The organism is Candidatus Parvarchaeota archaeon, from assembly GCA_016866895.1.
In the GTDB taxonomy this organism is placed as follows: domain Archaea; phylum Micrarchaeota; class Micrarchaeia; order Anstonellales; family VGKX01; genus VGKX01.
This window is the reverse complement of the sequence record VGKX01000201.1, coordinates 1-1,634: the sequence shown is the minus strand read 5'-3', so window position 1 is coordinate 1,634 and position 1,634 is coordinate 1. Positions and strand designations below refer to the sequence as shown.

Annotated in this window: 1 protein-coding gene; it reads right to left on the bottom strand. The window is 45.2% G+C overall.

The annotated features are described in order from the left end of the window. Nucleotides 1-35: 35 nt before the first annotated feature. Entirely contained in the window at nucleotides 36-1,442 is a 1,407-nt protein-coding gene (locus FJZ26_05915) for a site-specific DNA-methyltransferase (GenBank protein ID MBM3229945.1), read from the bottom strand. Between the last annotated feature and the right edge of the window lie 192 nt (nucleotides 1,443-1,634).

Sequence of the window (1,634 nt, the reverse complement as noted above, 5' to 3'; positions counted from 1 at the left end):
GCTTCTCTACATTTTTCGCACATTCCCCTCACCCCTCACAATAATTTTTGCTGTGCTGTGTATTCCCCTATTCTTGCTTTTGCTATCTTGTGGTATTCTTCGTTTAACTCAATACCCACAAAGTCCCTGTTTGTTAGCCACGCCGCTATCCCTGTCGTGCCGCTTCCCATAAATGGGTCAAGGATGGTTGCGCCTTCCATTGTGGCGAGTTTGATTAGATAAGTGCATATTTTGACGGGTTTAACGGTTGGATGGAAATTCTTTAAAATAAGATGTTTGGGTTCTTTCCAAAGAGGTTCTTCACAATTGCATTTTTTGCGGTTTGGCTGACGAGAATATTTCTCGCCACCACAACTTAAGCATATTGGATTTGGCAGGCAAAATGCCGCATTTCGTTTTTTCCCCTCCCAATCTTCCAGCCCCTCATTTTTCTCTCCTTTCCCTGCCTTTGGGGAATACAAAAACGGGAATGTTATGCGAGCTTCTTTTGGCAGGGTTTTTAGTTGCTGTTCAAACCACGCGTCGAGGTCGAAGTAGCGGTTGAAAGAGCCTTCGTCATCGTGCCCTCTAAGCGTAGTGAAGTGCTCTTGATTTTTGTCTTGCTCGGAGAAGGTATTAACTGCGGCTCGAAATCCACCTTCAACTAAAGAAGAAGAAACTTTTCCATTATCCAGCGCATTATCCTCTGAAAGAAGGTTTGGGGGAAAACGCCCTTTATCATTTCCTTCTCTATCTATATTGTTATGCCCTGAAGCATAGACCATATCCTTGTGGGAATAAGACACTTTACTTTCGTTATTCTCCCGAAACTCGTCTTTGTTCTTATATGGTATCCTGCATTCATCTACGTTATACCCGCCAACCCGGTTCTTTAATATATTATCGGCTATTGTGCCTTTAATCGGCTTTTGTGCAACTACTATCGGCTCAAAGGCTGGCTTTAAGGCGGGCGTTTTCCAGCCGATAAACTGCTTGGCATTTTCAGTTAAAACATATTCTCGATATTCTGACCGATATATACCTAAACTCTCTGTGTTTTGCGCCCCTGCCCCCTCACGTTTTGCCCCCTCACGTTTTGCCCCCTCACGTTTTGCGACTACCCCGCTTAAATCCTGCGCCTTTGGAAATCCGCTTGCGTAAGTCCATGCCAAGCAATCCCGTATCTGAAAGCCTGCATCCTCTATTCCGCAGGTCATTCTGTGGTAGGTGCGTGTTCCACCGAAGCTGAAAAGAAAACCGCCTGTTTTCATAACCCTGAAAGCTTGCTCCGCCCACGCTGCTGTCCAATTCTCATAATCAAGCGGCGTTCTGAAGCCATCCCACTCTTTCCCCATAAACTCCAACCCATAAGGTGGGTCGGTTATTATGGCGTCTATGCTCTCGGCTGGCAACTCCTTCATTTTCTCTATGCAATCGCCTAATATCAACTTGCTTATGTTCATCTACATATACACCTCGATTATTTTTGCATGCGTTGCTGCTGCTTTTGTCTTGCAGTATATTTCCATTGCTTCTCTACATTTTTCGCACATTCCCCTCACCCCTCTTGCCAATCCTGTTCCCTCTGTATCTTTTCCTGCAAGGCAACTTTAAGCACGTCGGTAAAAGTCCTGCCAAACCGCTTTTTCTGTGCT

What these genes read in the sequence shown, in the direction of transcription:
- FJZ26_05915 (MBM3229945.1), bottom strand. Translation starts at nt 1,442, where the DNA reads ATGAACATAAGCAAGTTGATATTAGGCGATTGCATAGAGAAAATGAAG.